Raw genomic sequence first — 14,716 nt, 5'->3', positions numbered from 1 at the left:
CCGGCTCGGGGGTGCGGCTGCAGGCGAAGGTGAGCGCCAGCGTGGGGACGAGGACGGCGGCGGGCGCGACGTGGCGGAGCTTCAGCGGCATGGGCCCGGAACGCGCTTCCCCGGAATTCGTCGCGTGATGCGCCTCGCGTCCCTGGCGTGAGGGGTTGACTCGGACGCCCCCCGCCTCAAGAACCCGGCCACGAAAAAAACCTCGAAGGAGCCCCGCCTCATGGCTGTCCGCGTCGCCATCAACGGTTTCGGTCGCATCGGCCGCCTGGTCCTGCGTTCGATCGTGGAGCATGGCCGCAAGGATATCGAGGTGGTCGCGATCAACGACCTGGGCCCGGTCGAGACCAACGCCCACCTGCTGCGCTACGACAGCGTGCACGGCCGCTTCCCGGCCGACGTGAAGGTCGAGGGCGACACGATCGTGATCGCCGGGTACGCGCCGATCAAGGTCACCGCCATCCGCGACCCGAAGGATCTGCCGCACAAGGACCTGGGCGTCGACATCGCGCTGGAGTGCACCGGCATCTTCACCGCCAAGGACAAGGCTTCGGCCCACCTGGAAGCGGGCGCCAAGCGCGTGATCATCTCGGCCCCGGGCGAGGGCGTGGACAAGACGATCGTCTACGGCGTGAACCACGGCACGCTGACCAAGGATGACGTGATCATCTCCAACGCGTCGTGCACCACCAACTGCCTGGCGCCGGTGGCGCACGTACTGCAGGAGCTGTGCGGGATCGAGCGTGGCTACATGACCACGATCCACTCCTACACCGGCGACCAGCCCACGCTGGATACGATGCACAAGGACCTGTACCGCGCCCGCGCCGCGGCCATGTCGATGATCCCCACCTCGACCGGCGCCGCCAAGGCCCTGGGCCTGGTGATCCCGGCCCTGGCCGGCAAGCTCGACGGCTCGTCGATCCGCGTGCCGACCCCGAACGTCTCGGTGGTCGATCTGAAGTTCGTGCCCACCCGCGCCACCACCGTCGCCGACATCAACGCGGCGCTGGAAGCGGCCGCCAACGGCCCGCTGAAGGGCGTGCTGGCGGTGACCAAGGACCCGCTGGTCTCGATCGACTTCAACCACAACCCGGCGTCTTCGACCGTGGCCCTGCCGCAGACCCAGATCGTGGACGGCGGCCTCTGCCGCGTCCTCAGCTGGTACGACAACGAGTGGGGCTTCTCGACCCGCATGAGCGACACCGCCGTCCACATGGCGTCGCTGATCTAAGAGAACGCCATGACCTTCCGGACCCTCGACGACGCCGATCTCCAGGGCCGGCGCGCCCTGGTCCGCGTGGACTTCAACGTGCCCATGCAGGACGGCGCGGTGGCCGACGACACCCGCCTGCGGGCCGCGCTGCCGACCATCGACAAGCTGCGGCGGGGCGGAGCAAGGACCATCCTGCTCGCCCACTTCGACCGGCCGAAGGGCAAGCGCGTGCCCGAGATGAGCCTGAAGCCGGTGGTCGGCCCGCTCGCCAAGCTGGTCGGCGCGCCGGTCGCCTTCGTCGACGACTGCGTGGGCGACGACGCCGCCAGGGCCGTGGCGGCCATGAAAGACGGCGACGTCCTGCTGCTGGAGAACGTCCGCTACCACGCCGGCGAGGAGAAGAACGACGCCGAGTTCGCGGCGGCCCTCGCGGCCAACGGCGACCTCTTCGTCAACGACGCCTTCTCGGCCGCGCACCGGGCGCACGCCTCGACGGAAGGCCTCGCCCGCCGCCTGCCCGCCTACGCCGGCGAGCAGATGCGCAAGGAGCTGGAAGCGCTGGACGCCGCGCTGGGCAATCCGCAGCGGCCGGTTCTGGGCATCGTCGGCGGCGCGAAGGTGTCGACCAAGCTCGACCTCCTGAACAACCTGGTCGGCAAGCTGGACTACCTGGCCATCGGCGGCGGCATGGCCAACACCTTCTGCTACGCCCAGGGCGCCGAGATCGGCGGCTCGCTCTGCGAGAAGGACATGGCCGACACCGCCCGCGAGATCCTGAAGAAGGCGCAGGCCTCGGGATGCCGCATCATCCTGCCGACGGACGTGGTGGTGGCCAGGGAGCTGACGGCGGGCGCGCCCAGCCGCACCATCGCGCTGTCGGACGGGGTTCCCGCCGACGAGAAGATCTTCGACGTGGGCCCGCAGACCCTTCAGCGCGTGCTGGAGGCCATGGGCGAGGCCAAGACCCTGATCTGGAACGGGCCCTTCGGCGTCTTCGAGGTGGAACCGTTCGACAAGGCCACGGTTGAAGCGGCGAAGACCGCCGCGAAGCTCGCCATGTCCGGGAAGCTTGTGGCGGTGGCCGGCGGCGGTGATACCGTGGCGGCCCTCAACGCGGCCGGCGTCGCGGACGACTTCACGTTCGTCTCAACGGCGGGCGGCGCGTTTCTTGAATGGATGGAAGGCAAGGAGCTGCCCGGCGTGGCGGCTCTGGCCCGATAGAAGACAGCTGGGGACCCGATGGCCAGGATTACGCTTCGACAGCTTCTCGATCACGCCGCCGAGCACGGCTACGGCGTGCCCGCGTTCAACATCAACAACATGGAACAGGCGCTGGCGATCATGGAGGCCGCGGAGGCCACCAACTCGCCCGTGATCATGCAGGCCTCGCGCGGGGCGCGGTCCTACGCCAACGACATCGTGCTGAAGCACCTGATCGACGCGATGGCCGAGATGTACCCGGACATCCCGATCTGCATGCACCAGGATCACGGCAACAACGAAGCCACCTGCGCCACGGCGATCCAGTACGGCTTCACCTCGGTGATGATGGACGGCTCGCTGAAGGCCGACGGCAAGACGCCCGCCGACTACGACTACAACGTGAAGGTCACCCGCAACGTCGTGGACATGGCCCATTGGGTCGGCGCCTCGGTCGAGGGCGAACTGGGCGTTCTGGGCTCGCTCGAGACCGGCATGGGCGAGAAGGAGGACGGCCACGGCTTCGAGGGCAAGCTGGGCCACGACCAGCTCCTGACCGATCCCGACCAGGCCGTGGAGTTCGTGAAGGCCACCGAGGTCGACGCCCTGGCCATCGCCATGGGCACCAGCCACGGGGCCTACAAGTTCACGCGCCAGCCGGACGGCGACGTCCTGGCCATGCACGTGATCGAGGAGATCCACCGCCGCCTGCCGAACACCCACCTGGTGATGCACGGCTCCAGCTCGGTGCCGCAGGACCTGCAGGACCTGATCAACAAGTACGGCGGCCAGATGCCCCAGACCTGGGGCGTCCCGGTCGAGGAGATCCAGCGCGGCATCAAGCACGGCGTGCGCAAGATCAACATCGACACCGACAACCGCATGGCGATCACCGCGGCGATCCGCCAGGTCTTCACCGAGAAGCCCGGCGAGTTCGACCCGCGCGGCTATCTGAAGCCGGCGAAGGAGGCGATGCGCAAGGTGTGCATCCAGCGCTTCGAGGAGTTCGGCACGGCGGGCCACGCCGACAAGATCAAGCCGATCCCGCTCTCGGCCATGGCCAAGCGCTATCAGGCCGGCGAGCTCGCGCCGAAGATCGGCGTGACGAAGGTCGCCGCCGAGTAGTCCTCACGCCGCGACCGGAGCGGATCCGGCGCGACGCTCTGCGCGGGCCTTCGCCGCACCGAAGGCCTCGCCGGCCGACCACAGGGCTGCTCCCAGCAGGGTCACGTCCTTGATGATGAAGCCGCCCGTCGCCGGATCGATGCCGGGCGTCGTGGCCAGGAAGCTCAGGGTCACGACCAGGCTGGCCGCGACCCCGAGGCTTCCCCATGCCGAGACCTGCGGGATGAAGCGCCGCGAGGCGACAACAAGCGCGAGCGCGATCTCGACCACGCCGACGATGTTGGACGCGCCCTGCTGGCCGGCCACCGCGTAGAGCCATGACAGCAGCGGGCTGTTCTCGAGCAGCGGGGCGATGGCCGCCGCCTCCTCCGGCGTGAACTTGTAGAGCCCGAACCCCAGGAAGAAGAGCACCAGGCTGTAGCGCAAGACGCCGCCTCCGACCGCAGTCAGGCGCGTCTCCGAAATCGCCGCACTCATCGTTTCCTCCATAATTGCGTGCAACACGCACATATCGACGCGAAGGGGCGTTCATGTCAATCTCGCCGTGCGAACAGGGTGCACGATGACCAAGCTGCGGACGGCAAATCTTCTCGGGGCGTTGGCGGGTGAGGTCAGCGAGCGGCTCCGGCGGCAGATGGCGCGGCGCCCGAACGAGACCGACTCCTCGGCGGCGGCGCTGAACGTCCTGAGCTTCTGGGACGGGTGTTCCAACGCCGAGCTCGCGCGCATGCTGGCGCTGTCGCACCCCGCGACGGTGCGCCTCGTCGACAAGCTCGAGGCCGCGGGCCTGGTCCGCAGCGGACAAGGGCAGGATCGCCGGGCGGTGGCGCTCAGCCTCACGGAAGCCGGCCGGGAGCGCGCGCGAGCCATACTGGCCGACCGTTGCGTGGCGCTGGGCGAGGTGGTCGGCATCCTGGCGCCTGACGAACAGGCGCAGCTGGAGGCCCTGCTGGAAAAGCTGCTTCGCGGCGTCACCACGGGCGGCTGGCACGCGGGCCACATCTGCCGCCTCTGCGACGGGATCGTCTGTCCCGAGGACCGCTGCCCGGTCCACCAGAAGGCCGAGGCGCTCGAGGGCGGGGCGGAATCCGGGGATCCCTGAACCGCGCATCCAGCTTGGCCGTTCGTGCGTTGTCGTCGCGATGGCCACGCGCGCAGACAAGGCCGAGGAGCCCTACCTCACCGCCCTGGCGAGGGCCGCCGCCGGGGCGCTGATCTTCGGCTTCCCGCTGCTGATGACCATGGAGATGTGGGAGCTGGGCTTCCACATGGGCCGGTTGCGCCTGGCGCTCTTCGTCGTAGTGACCGCCGCCGTCGTCTTCGGGCTGGCCCGCTTCGCCGGCTTCCGGAACGAGACGTCGCTCGCCGACGACGCCCTGGACACCCTGGCGGCGTTGCTGGTGGGCTTCGTGGTCTCGGCGCTGCTGCTCTGGGTGTTCGGCCTGCTCGGGCCGCAGACGGGCCTGCGCGAGGCGGTGGGCATGATCGCCGTGCAGGCCGCGCCCGCCAGCATGGGCGCGGTCCTGGCCAACAAGCAGCTGCAGGAGGGCGCCGTGCGCACGCCGGCGGAGGATCGGGCGGGCTACGCAGGCGAGCTGTTCCTGATGACCGCCGGGGCGCTGTTCCTCGCCTTCAACGTCGCGCCGACGGAAGAGATGATCCTCATCGGGTTCAAGATGAGCCCGTGGCACGCGGCGGCGCTGATCCTGTTGTCGCTGACGACGCTGCACGCCCTGGTGTTCACCGTCGGGTTCGCGGGACAGCATGGCCACGAAGGCCATCTCCGCGCCTTCCTTCATTTCACGCTCGCCGGCTACGGCCTGGCGCTGCTGGTGAGCGTGTACGTGCTGTGGACCTTCGGCCGCTTCGAGAGCGGGCTCAGCGAGGCGGTCCGCGCCGTCGTCGTCCTGGGCTTTCCCTCGGCCGTCGGGGCCGCGATCGCCCGGCTGGTGGTGTGAGATGGCGACACGCCGGCCGACGTCGAAACCCGCCGCCAAGCCCGCCGCGAAGCCCGCGGCGAAGAAGGCCGCGGCGAAGCGGACCCCGGCCCTCGAATGGGCGGCCGCCGCCCTGGGCCTCGTCGCCACGGCCGGGGTGCTCGGCTATTCGGTGTGGGAGGGCCTGACGGACCATGCCGACGCGCCCCGGCTGAGCCTGTCGGCGGGCGTCCCCGAATCCACGCCGGCGGGATTCGCCGTGCCGGTCACGGTGCGCAACGACAGCTACGCCACCGCCGCCGACGTCGAGGTGCGCGCCGTGCTCGAGGCCGGCGGACGGGTGGTCGAGGAGCGCCGCGCCTCGTTCGCCTATGTCCCCGGGCGCGGCGAAGCCCGGGGCGGCGTGCTCTTCCGCGCCGACCCCTCCGCCGGCCGCGTCAGCCTCGAGGCCGAGGGCTGGCAGGACCCCTGAGGCGCGGCGCGCGGGCGCGTTCGGCGCGGCGCATTGATCCGCATCAAACCGGCGGCGCGACCAGGGCCTAGGCTGGCCGCATGTCCGTCGCGCCCGAACTTCCGACCCGCAGCCCGTACGAAGCCTTCGGCGGCGAGGCCGGCATCCGCCGCCTGGTGGACGCCTTCTACGACGTGATGGACGGCGACCCGGCGGCGGCGGGGATCCGGGCCATGCACGGCGACGACCTCGGCGCGATCCGCCAGCGCCTCGCCGACTGGCTGGTCGGCTGGATGGGCGGGCCTCCGGTCTACGGACAGCGCCACCCCGGCCGCCCCTGCATCATGTCGGCCCACGCGCCCTACGCCATCGGCGCCGAGGAGGCCGGGCAGTGGATGGCCTGCATGCGCAAGGCGATGCTGCTCGAGCCGCCGCCCGCCGACTGGCGCGCGCCGCTCGAGGAGGCCTTCCGTCGCATGTGCGAGAGCCTGCGCAACCACTGAGGCGCGGGGCTCCGAGCCTCACGCCTCGATGGGATTTCCGCGCATCTCCCGGATGAAGAAGAGCCCCACCACGGCGGTGAAGGCCGCCACGGCGATGGGATACCAGAGGCCGAAGTAGATGTTCCCCGTCGCCGCCACCATGGCGAAGGCGGTCGTCGGCAGGAAGCCGCCCAGCCAGCCGTTGCCGAGGTGGTAGGGCAGCGACATGGACGTGTAGCGGATCCGCGCCGGGAACATCTCGACCAGCGCCGCGGCGATGGGGCCGTAGACCATGGTCACGTAGAGCACGAGCAGGAACAGCAGGCCCACGACCATAGGCCTGTCGACCTTGGCCGGGTCGGCCTTGGCGGGATAGCCGGCGGCCGTGAGGATCGTGCCGAGCTGCTTGCCGAACTCCGCCTTGCGCGCCGCGGCGTCGGCCGGCGCGGCGTCGGGCGAGGCGATCTCGACCTGCCCGACCCGGACGATGGCGCCCGAGGTCCCCGGCGGCGCGGCCGCGTTCTCGTAGCTGACGCCGGCGGTGGCGAGCGTCGACTTGGCGATGTCGCAGCCGCTCGAGAAGACCGTCTTGCCCACGGGGTCGAACTGGAACGAGCAGTCCGCCGGATTGGCGATCACCGTCACCGGCGCTCGCGCCGTCGCGTGGGCGAGGTCCGGATTGGCGGCCTCGGTCAGCGCCTTGAAGATCGGGAAGTAGGTGAGCGCGGCGACGACGCAGCCGACAAGGATCACCGGCTTGCGGCCGACCTTGTCCGAGAGCCAGCCGAAGACGATGAAGAACGGCGTCCCCAGCGCCAGCGCGATGGCGACGAGCGTGTTGGTGAGCGCCCCGTCCACCTTCAGCATGCGCTCGAGGAAGAACAGCGCGTAGAACTGGCCGGTGTACCAGACCACCGCCTGGCCCGCGGTGAGGCCCGCCAGCGCCAGGATCACCAGCTTGAGGTTCGACCACTGGCCGAAGCTCTCCTTCAGCGGGCTCTTCGAGGTCTTGCCCTCGTCCACCATCTGCTGGAACACCGGGCTCTCGTTGAGCCGCAGGCGGATCCAGAGCGAGACGCCCAGCAGCAGGATCGAGACCAGGAACGGGATGCGCCAGCCCCAGGCCTTGAAGGCGTCCTCGCCGATGTGGGCGCGGACCACCAGGATCACGATCAGCGAGAGGAAGAGGCCCGCCGTCGCCGTCGTCTGGATCCAGCTGGTGTAGAGGCCGCGCTTGCCCGGCGGCGCATGCTCGGCCACGTAGGTCGCCGCCCCGCCGTACTCGCCGCCCAGCGCCAGGCCCTGCACCAGCCGCAGGGTGATCAGCAGGATCGGCGCGGCCACGCCGATCGTCTCGTAGCTGGGCAGCAGGCCCACGACGAAGGTCGACAGGCCCATCAGCAGCATGGTCACGAGGAAGGTGTTCTTGCGGCCCCACAGGTCGCCCAGGCGGCCGAAGACGATCGCCCCGAACGGCCGCACCGCGAACCCGGCGGCGAAGGCCAGCAGGGCGAAGATGTAGCCGGTGACCTCGTTCACGCCCGAGAAGAAGTGGGCCGTGATGAAGCTGGCCAGCGAGCCGTAGAGGTAGAAGTCGTACCACTCGAACACGGTGCCCACGGAGGCGCCGGCGATCACGCCGACGTTCCCCCGCCGCGCCGCGGGCGCCGCCTCCCCTGCCGCCGCCATGCCGTCCCTCCCCCGCTTTCGTTGGCGGGACGGTAGGGCCTCGCCGCGCCCGCGGCCAGCCCCCAGGGGCCGCGGCGGGGACGCTGCGGATCAGCTCTCGGGCAGCTCGCCCATGGCGCTCTGCAGGTAGTTCTGCTCGCCCAGGCTCTTCACCAGGCTGAGCTGGGTCTCGAGGTAGTCGATGTGCTCCTCGGTGTCCTCGAGGATCTCGCGCAGCACCTCGCGGGAGACGAAGTCGGCCTGCGCCTCGCACAGCTTGATGCCCTCGATGAGCGTCTGACGCCCGCCCACCTCCACCGCGAGGTCGGCGGTCAGTCCCTCGACCACGGTCTCGCCGATCGAGAGCTTGTGCAGGTCCTGCAGGTTCGGCAGGCCGTCAAGGAAGAGGATGCGCTTGATGAGCTTGTCGGCGTGCTTCATCTCGCCGATCGACTCTTCATAGGTGATCTTGCCGAGGCGGGCGAAGCCCCAGTTCTCGTACATCCGCGCGTGCAGATAATACTGGTTCACGGCGGTCAGTTCATTGGTGAGGACCGCATTGAGCATGCGGATGATCCCCTTGTCGCCCTGCATTGAAACCGCCTCCGATCAAATCAACTTACCTCGAATGCCTTTGGCTCCGGGGCGCTGTCAAAGACAATGTCTGCGAGTGATTTGCGGTTGCTGCGAAAAGCCGGGATTCGACTGAGAATGATTTGCGATTGCTGTATTTTCGCCCCGTCTGGGCGAACCGAAGCGTCGCAGGGCGCCTACTCGGCGGCGTAGCGCAGCGCCTCGCGATCCTCTTGCAGGATCTCGCGCATGTCGCAGACGCAGCGCGCGCACTGCGGCCTGGAATCGCACGCCTTGAAGATCTGCGCCGGGCGCGTGGCGCCCGCGGCGATGGCGGCCCGCACGTCGCGCTCCCGGATGCCATTGCAGTTGCAGACGTACATGGGGCGCGGAGGCTCCTGGCTGACCCGTCCCATCTAGCCCATTGCGAACGCGTTTGCAAGTCATTCGCAATACCGTTCGAGGGCTTGGAGCCGCCGCGGGCCTGGGCCAAGCTGGGCCGGCGGACGGAGGCTCGCGATGATGCTGACGGTGCTGGCCCTCTCGGCGGCGCTCCTGCAGGAGCAGGCCGTGCGCGAGGCGATCGAGGACGAGATCGACTTCGGCGTCCACGCCACGATCGACAAGGACATCGACCGGTACATGGAGACCGTCCCGGCCGACTACCGGATCGTCGAGGACGACGGCTCGATCACCGACCGGGCCGCGCTGCGGGCCAGGCAGCTGCAGGCCTGGTCGATCATCACGCGCACCCATGCGCTGCGGATCGACGTCACCAGGGTGGAGGTGGGCTGCGACGGCCACTGCGCCACCGCGTGGACCGACCAGCGCTGGGACCGTCAGATGCTGGGCCGCGACGGCCGGACCGAGTTCAACGTGGTCACCACCCAGAAGCACGTCGAGCGCTGGGAGGCGCGCGACAGCCGGTGGATCCAGGTCTCCATCGAGGAGCTGGGCGGCGAGACCCTGGTCGACGGCAAGCCCTACTAGCCCGCCGGGGCGCATGATCCAGATCAAGGCGCCGGCCCCCGAGCCGAGGCACGAAAGGCGCTTGTCCCGCGCGATCGAAGAGCGACCCGCATGAGCATCGCCAAGGCCGGCCTGGGCCATCGTCCCGCAGTCCGCCCGGTGGAGCCCGAGCCGGCCCCCACCACCGAGCAGGTCACGAAGCTCGCCGTCACCGGCGCGATCGAGGGCGCGCAGGACGCCGAGCTTGCGGCGCTGCGCGCGATCGGCGGCGCCGGCGCCGAGGGGGTCGATGCGATCCTGGAGGGCGACGCCCCCGACGACGCGGCCGCCATGCAGCGGGCCCTGGGCGCGCCGGTGAAGGCGAGAACGCCGCGCCGCACCCGGGACGACCTGGCCGACAACTGGCGGCAGGGCGGCTATCCCTACAAGTACAAGATGCTGCGCCGCGACTACGAGGAGCAGAAGTTCGTCCTGCAGACCGAGCTCCTGAAGCTGCAGGCCTGGGTGAAGGACTCCCGCCAGCGGGTGGTGATCCTGTTCGAGGGCCGCGACGCCGCCGGCAAGGGCGGCGCCATCAAGCGCTTCATGGAGCACCTGAACCCGCGCGGCGCGCGCGTCGTGGCCCTGGAGAAGCCCAGCGAGGTCGAGCGGGGACAGTGGTACTTCCAGCGCTACGTCCAGCACCTGCCGACGGCGGGCGAGATCGTCCTCTTCGACCGCAGCTGGTACAACCGCTCGGGCGTCGAGCGCGTCATGGGCTTCTGCACGCCCGCCGAGTACGAGGAGTTCCTGCGCCAGGCGCCCGAGTTCGAGCGCAACCTGGTCCGCAGCGGCATCCACCTGATCAAGTTCTGGTTCTCGGTCAGCCGCGACGAGCAGCGCCGGCGCTTCAAGGAGCGCCAGGTGCATCCGCTGAAGCAGTGGAAGCTCTCGCCGGTCGACCTGGCGTCGCTGGACAAGTGGGACGACTACACCCGCGCCAAGGAGGCGATGTTCTTCCACACCGACACCGCCGACTCGCCCTGGACGGTCGTGAAGTCGGACGACAAGAAGCGCGCCCGGCTGAACGCCATGCGCTACGTGCTGCACTCGCTGCCCTACGCGGGCAAGGACATCGACCGCATCGGCGCCGTCGACGACCTGCTCGTGGGCCGCGCGAACATCATCCACGAGCGGGGCGAGCACGACCTCGCGAGCGGCCGGTACGTCTGAGCCCCCCCGCAGGCGATTGCCCGGGTCGGACCGGCGCGGCAGAGTGACGGCCCGCCTGGCCTAGAGGACCCGCCGCGCATGGGCAGCCGCCATCTCGTCGACCCCCAGCTGCTGCCGCTGCTGGACACCATCCCGCCCCTGCAGCTGAGCATCGAGGCGCTGCCGGCCATCCGGTCGCGGCCGGTCATGTTCCAGCCCGACCCGGCGGACGTGGCGCGCACCGATCTCGAGGTCCGGACCATCCCCGGCCCCGCCGGCGCGCCCGGCGTCGAGGTGCTGATCTACCGGCCGCGGGAAGGCGCCGGAGCGCGCCCGTGCATCCTGCACATCCACGGCGGCGGCTTCGTCACCGGCGACGCGCGGGGCCAGGAGGCGGCCCATCGGCGGCTGGCGGCGCAGCTGGGCTGCGCGATCGTCTCGGTGAACTATCGCCTGGCGCCCGAGACGGTGTTCCCCGGCGCCGTGGAGGACTGCTACGCGGCGCTGTCCTGGGTGATGGCCGAGGCGGACGAGCTGGGCGTCGACCGGGCCCGCGTCGGCGTCATGGGCGAGAGCGCGGGCGGCGGCCACGCCGCGGCCCTGGCCCTGCTCGCGCGCGACCGCGGCGAGCATCGCCTCGCCTTCCAGCACCTCATCTATCCGATGATCGACGACCGGACCTGCGTGGCCGCCGATCCGCACCCGTTCGTCGGCGACTACGTCTGGACCCGCGAGGCGAACCGCTTCGGCTGGGAGAGCCTGCTGGGCCACCCGCCCGGCCGCGACGACGTCTCGCCCTACGCCGCCCCGGCCCGGGCCCAGGACCTCGCGGGCCTTCCGCCGACCTACCTCGCCACGGCCGCCCTCGACCTCTTCCTGGAGGAGAACCTCGAGTTCGCCCGCCGCCTGACCCGCGCGGGCGTGCCCGTCGAGCTGCACGTCTATCCGGGCGCCTTCCACGGCTTCCAGTGGGCCGCCGCCTCCGACGTGGCCCGCACCGCCGCCCGCGACACCGAGGCCGCCCTGGCCCGGGCCTTCGCGGGGTAGGCGACGGGCCGACGTGCGTCCGCTTCTGGCGGCGGCGCGGCTTCTCCTGTGGACAGGTCGTGCGGGGAGTCGCCAAGGCCGCGGACTTCGGCGACGAAGCGCCCGGCCCGGGGATTCCACCAAGCGAGGTCGAGACGCCATGCGGGAGAGCGCCGCCGAGTATCACAGCCGTCACGCGGGCATGCTCGCCTGGAACGGGGCCGACCACGGCTGGAAGCGCCGGAGCGCCGGCGACGTCGCCTATGTCCTCGAGGCGCTGGGGGCCACGCCCGACGGCTTCGCCCGGGTGCTCGCCCTCGCCGCCGACATCACGCCGGGACACGTGCCGGCAGGGCTCGTCGACGTCGCGCCGGGGTTCCGGATCGGCGTCAACCGCCTCCCGACGGACCATCCCACCAGTGAGCCGCTCGGCGTCTATGGCAGCGCGGTCGTGGTCGCCTGGACCACCAGCCCGAGGTCGCCGCGCCGCGGGTCGGGTCAGCCCGATAACCGGGGCGTGGCGCTGCCCGGCGGTCCGCCTCGTCCGGCGCCGCCCGTGCGCCACGGGACCTGAGCGTTGACCACCTGCGTCGGCCCGAGGATCTGCGGGGTCTGGGCGTACTGCAGTTCGGCGAGCTGCTCGCGGGCCGCCTCGACCAGCTCGGTGAACGTGATCTTCGCCCGCTTCCTCAGCAGGCTGGCCAGCGTGAAGGTGAAGGCGCCGTAGCTCGTCGCGCCGTGACGGTACTCGTAGCTGAACTGGTCCTCGGCGCAGGCCTCGATGATCAGGGGCAGGTAGGGCCCGACGATCCCTTCCTGGGCTTTCGCGCGGCGGTACTCCGCCTGGGCCGTCTCGGCCCGCAGCATGGCCGCCCGCCCGAGCCGCAGCTTCGCGCCCGACTTGCCGAAGAACTCCGCGTTCGTCTTGTTGCTGGTGGCGAACTCGGGGTTGATGCGCTCGAAGTCTCGGTCCACCCACATCTCGGCCTTGGCGTCCCACTTCAGCTGGCGGTGACGGATGTCGTCGGGCGGGTTGATCCCGCGGGGCCGCGCCCCGCCCTGCCGGTGGATGCCGCCCGAATGGCAACAGTCGAAGATCATCGCCAGCCGCGTGTCGTAGGGCAGCTGGCTGTAGAGGCCCGCGATGTGCTCGTCGGTCACCGCCGTGTCCATGGACCAGTCGAAGTCACAGGGCACCAGCGTCTCCACCAGGCGGTCCGGTTCGTCGTCAGGCCCATACTCGGGCATCTGCGCCCCGTGGCCGCTGTAGTAGAAGACCCTCTCGTCGCCGGGCCTGGCGTCCTCGAGCAGCCATTCGAGCCGTTCGCGGATGCCCTGCGCCGTCGCGCGCCGGTCCAGGCAGGTCCGGATCTCGTCGGGCGCGAACCCGCATTCCTGCAGCACGGCGCTCATGGCGAACACGTCGTTGACGCAGCCCTCCAGGCGCGAGCCGGGATCGATGTAGTCGTTGATGCCGACCAGGAGCGCGCGGCGGCGGCCCTTCGTCTCGCGCTGCGGCCGGGCCCGCGCCTTCGCCGGCTGCGGCCCGAAGCCGAAGAGCTTCGAGGCGCCCATGGCCGAGGCCTCGAACGGCCGCCAGAACTGCGCCACGGCCTGTGCGTGGCCCAGGTATCCGGACGAATTGTGCGCGGCCAGCCCGCCGCCGAACGGCGTCAGCACCTGGGTGAAGTTGGTCGCCTCGGGCAGGGAGATGCGCTTGGTGAAGACCGGGTCAGCCGGGTTGAACAGGTGCCACCAGCGCCGCACGTTCGGCAGGGGCTTGAGGCGGCCGTTGGCCAGGTTGCCCTTCACGAAGTCGTTCGCCAGCTGCGAGCCGAAGGTGACGTAGTGCGCCGCCTTCAGCACCCTGGCCGTGTCGTCGGCCTTCGCGTCGGGGTGGCTGAGGGCATTGTAGGTGACCAGCGAGCCCAGGCTGTGGGCCAGGATGATGTGCGGCTTGAAGGTCTTCACCTTGTCCAGGAACAGCGCCCGGCTCTGCGCCTGGAACCCTTTGTCGCTGACCCAGGCGACGACGTAGCCCGCGGTCCACTCGATCCGGTCGAACAGGCCCCGCTCGCGGCGGAAGACATTCTCGATGCCGCTGCGGCCGAGCAGGAACGCGGCGCGGGCGATCTCGCCCACCGACAGGTCCACGTCGTCGAAGATCGGGTCGTAGTAGCAGGCCTCGAACTCAAGCTGGACGCTCGAGTGCTCGTAGACCTTGCGGACCGTCGCCTTCCACTCCTCGAACCAGTTGGCTTCCTGCTTGCCCAGCCCATGGACGCCGAGAATCCGGATTGTCTGAGGCATCGCTCAACCCCGAAGCGAACTGACCCCCACAGGACAACACCAGGTGGGATGTAACGCAAGCCGGGGATCGGCGGTCGGCGACGTCGCCGCGTGCTGGTCAGCGCCGCCGCAGGGCGAAGGCGACGACCGCCGCGCCCGCCGCGATCACCAGCGCGTCCTCGATCAGGCCGCTGCGCGTCTGCCCCATCCGGGACATGGCGCGCCTGCGCCCGCCCAGGGTGAGGTAGGCCAGCGGGGCCGCGGCGCCGACGGCCAGGACGGCGCCGGCCCGCTCACGGCCGTGCGGCGCGAGGGCCGCGCCGGCGATGCCCGCGCTGAGCGTTCGGGCGAGCAGGCCCAGAGGCGCCGTCCTGTCGGGCGCCGACCTGAGCTTGTCGCCGAGCAGCTCGCCCACGCCCAGGACCAGGGCGCCCGATCGGAACAGGGGCCCGTCCAGCAGGAACAGCCGGCCCGGCGTGCGGCCGCCGGCGAGGCGGGCGGCCGCGAGCACCGCCATCGGGGTCATCGCACGCGCGCCGGCGACGGCGCCGATCAGGGCGGAGGGGATCAGTCCGGGAAGCGCCATGCCCTC

General features: G+C 70.5%; 17 protein-coding genes. 11 read left to right on the top strand and 6 right to left on the bottom strand.

Annotated elements, in window-relative coordinates; translation table 11 throughout:
• The first annotated feature begins 220 nt into the window (after window positions 1-220).
• The 3 genes from gap to fba are packed head-to-tail and all read left to right on the top strand — an operon-like array spanning window position 221 to window position 3,538.
• A complete protein-coding gene (gene gap, locus JNK30_RS10915) occupies window positions 221-1,231 on the top strand; it encodes a type I glyceraldehyde-3-phosphate dehydrogenase (protein WP_293482264.1) in 1,011 nt (336 codons plus the stop codon).
• 9 nt (window positions 1,232-1,240) lie between these two features.
• Window positions 1,241-2,434: a phosphoglycerate kinase gene (pgk, locus tag JNK30_RS10910; RefSeq protein ID WP_293482263.1), complete on the top strand. Its 1,194-nt coding sequence runs from the start codon at window positions 1,241-1,243 to the stop codon at window positions 2,432-2,434.
• An 18-nt stretch (window positions 2,435-2,452) separates the two neighbouring features.
• Window positions 2,453-3,538, top strand: coding sequence for a class II fructose-bisphosphate aldolase (gene fba, locus JNK30_RS10905; RefSeq protein WP_293482262.1), 1,086 nt, complete (start codon window positions 2,453-2,455; stop codon window positions 3,536-3,538).
• 3 nt (window positions 3,539-3,541) lie between these two features.
• On the opposite strand, the gene JNK30_RS10900 is transcribed toward fba, so the two are convergent.
• Window positions 3,542-4,015: a DUF417 family protein gene (locus JNK30_RS10900; protein WP_293482261.1), complete on the bottom strand. Its 474-nt coding sequence runs from the start codon at window positions 4,013-4,015 to the stop codon at window positions 3,542-3,544.
• Window positions 4,016-4,100: 85 nt separating this feature from the next.
• Here JNK30_RS10900 and JNK30_RS10895 point away from each other — a divergent pair, with 85 nt between their 5' ends.
• The 4 genes from JNK30_RS10895 to JNK30_RS10880 all read left to right on the top strand — a co-directional run bounded on the left by JNK30_RS10895 (window position 4,101) and on the right by JNK30_RS10880 (window position 6,429).
• Complete coding sequence (locus JNK30_RS10895; protein ID WP_293482260.1) at window positions 4,101-4,640, top strand: MarR family transcriptional regulator; 540 nt, start codon at window positions 4,101-4,103, stop codon at window positions 4,638-4,640.
• Window positions 4,641-4,680: 40 nt separating this feature from the next.
• Window positions 4,681-5,496, top strand: coding sequence for a TIGR02587 family membrane protein (locus JNK30_RS10890; protein ID WP_293482259.1), 816 nt, complete (start codon window positions 4,681-4,683; stop codon window positions 5,494-5,496).
• A gap of 1 nt (window position 5,497) precedes the next feature.
• Window positions 5,498-5,947: a hypothetical protein gene (locus tag JNK30_RS10885; protein ID WP_293482258.1), complete on the top strand. Its 450-nt coding sequence runs from the start codon at window positions 5,498-5,500 to the stop codon at window positions 5,945-5,947.
• Window positions 5,948-6,027: 80 nt separating this feature from the next.
• Window positions 6,028-6,429 carry a group II truncated hemoglobin gene (locus tag JNK30_RS10880; protein ID WP_293482257.1) on the top strand — a complete coding sequence of 134 codons (402 nt, stop codon included), beginning with the start codon at window positions 6,028-6,030 and terminating at the stop codon, window positions 6,427-6,429.
• Window positions 6,430-6,447: 18 nt separating this feature from the next.
• Here JNK30_RS10880 and JNK30_RS10875 read toward each other — a convergent pair whose 3' ends face one another.
• From JNK30_RS10875 to JNK30_RS10865, 3 genes are all read right to left on the bottom strand, one after another.
• Entirely contained in the window at window positions 6,448-8,097 is a 1,650-nt protein-coding gene (locus JNK30_RS10875) for an MFS transporter (RefSeq protein ID WP_293482256.1), read from the bottom strand.
• 90 nt (window positions 8,098-8,187) lie between these two features.
• Window positions 8,188-8,670, bottom strand: a complete 483-nt coding sequence (gene bfr / locus JNK30_RS10870) for a bacterioferritin (RefSeq protein ID WP_293482255.1) — start codon at window positions 8,668-8,670, stop codon at window positions 8,188-8,190.
• A gap of 176 nt (window positions 8,671-8,846) precedes the next feature.
• The gene (locus tag JNK30_RS10865) at window positions 8,847-9,032 is read right to left on the bottom strand and encodes a (2Fe-2S)-binding protein (RefSeq protein ID WP_293482266.1); all 186 of its coding nucleotides are present in this window, start codon (window positions 9,030-9,032) and stop codon (window positions 8,847-8,849) included.
• A 136-nt stretch (window positions 9,033-9,168) separates the two neighbouring features.
• On the opposite strand from JNK30_RS10865, the gene JNK30_RS10860 reads away from it, so the two are divergent.
• The 4 genes from JNK30_RS10860 to JNK30_RS10845 all read left to right on the top strand — a co-directional run bounded on the left by JNK30_RS10860 (window position 9,169) and on the right by JNK30_RS10845 (window position 12,409).
• The gene (locus tag JNK30_RS10860) at window positions 9,169-9,639 is read left to right on the top strand and encodes a hypothetical protein (RefSeq protein WP_293482254.1); all 471 of its coding nucleotides are present in this window, start codon (window positions 9,169-9,171) and stop codon (window positions 9,637-9,639) included.
• Between the two features lie 90 nt (window positions 9,640-9,729).
• Window positions 9,730-10,830, top strand: coding sequence for a polyphosphate kinase 2 (ppk2, locus tag JNK30_RS10855; protein ID WP_293482253.1), 1,101 nt, complete (start codon window positions 9,730-9,732; stop codon window positions 10,828-10,830).
• Between the two features lie 78 nt (window positions 10,831-10,908).
• Entirely contained in the window at window positions 10,909-11,856 is a 948-nt protein-coding gene (locus JNK30_RS10850; protein ID WP_293482252.1) for an alpha/beta hydrolase, read from the top strand.
• Window positions 11,857-11,995: 139 nt separating this feature from the next.
• Window positions 11,996-12,409: a hypothetical protein gene (locus JNK30_RS10845; protein WP_293482251.1), complete on the top strand. Its 414-nt coding sequence runs from the start codon at window positions 11,996-11,998 to the stop codon at window positions 12,407-12,409.
• On the opposite strand, the gene JNK30_RS10840 is transcribed toward JNK30_RS10845, so the two are convergent.
• On the bottom strand, window positions 12,334-14,145 hold the full coding sequence (locus JNK30_RS10840; RefSeq protein WP_293482250.1) for a caspase family protein: 1,812 nt from the start codon (window positions 14,143-14,145) through the stop codon (window positions 12,334-12,336). The two genes, JNK30_RS10845 and JNK30_RS10840, sit on opposite strands and share 76 nt — an antisense overlap.
• 97 nt (window positions 14,146-14,242) lie before the next feature.
• Window positions 14,243-14,710 (bottom strand): hypothetical protein, encoded by a 468-nt coding sequence (locus JNK30_RS10835; protein WP_293482265.1) that lies wholly within the window; start codon window positions 14,708-14,710, stop codon window positions 14,243-14,245.
• Window positions 14,711-14,716: the final 6 nt, after the last annotated feature.

The sequence above is a fragment of the Phenylobacterium sp. genome (genome assembly GCF_016793225.1).
Taxonomy (GTDB): domain Bacteria; phylum Pseudomonadota; class Alphaproteobacteria; order Caulobacterales; family Caulobacteraceae; genus Phenylobacterium.
This window is presented reverse-complemented; position numbering and strand designations above follow the sequence as displayed.